The 380-nt window shown below is 76.8% G+C and carries 1 pseudogene; it reads right to left on the bottom strand.

What is annotated here, in order from left to right:
- Positions 1-380: pseudogene (locus tag PROKR_RS34700) on the bottom strand (hypothetical protein); the annotation flags it as partial.

The raw sequence follows: 380 nt of genomic DNA, 5'->3' as shown, positions 1-380 counted from the left end.
CGGGCCCACGCGCAGCACTCCCGCGCCCCAGGCCCCGCAGCCCCACCCGCGACGCCGACGCCGACACCAGCCCGTCTGCCCTCTCGCGCTCCGGCTCCCCCAGCGCCGCGACCGGCAACCCGAACGGGAGCAGCAGCACCCGCATGCGCCGCTTGAGGTCGCGCATCTGGTCCACGGCCGCGGTGCAGAACACGCACCCCAGCACGTGCGCGTCGACGCGGTGGTGCACCGGCACGGCCAGCGTCTGCTCGACGTACCGGGCCAGGTGCGGCGCGTAGTCCTCGCACCCGGGCGCCACGCGGTCCTGGTGGGACTGCAGGTACTCCCGCCGCAGCCGAGCACGGGCGCGGCGCGCGAGCGACGACACCGCGTTCGGCGAG

This window comes from Promicromonospora kroppenstedtii DSM 19349, from assembly GCF_000515355.1.
GTDB lineage: Bacteria > Actinomycetota > Actinomycetes > Actinomycetales > Cellulomonadaceae > Promicromonospora > Promicromonospora kroppenstedtii.
Note: the sequence above shows the minus strand (reverse complement) of the source record. Positions and strands in the feature narration are given on the sequence as shown.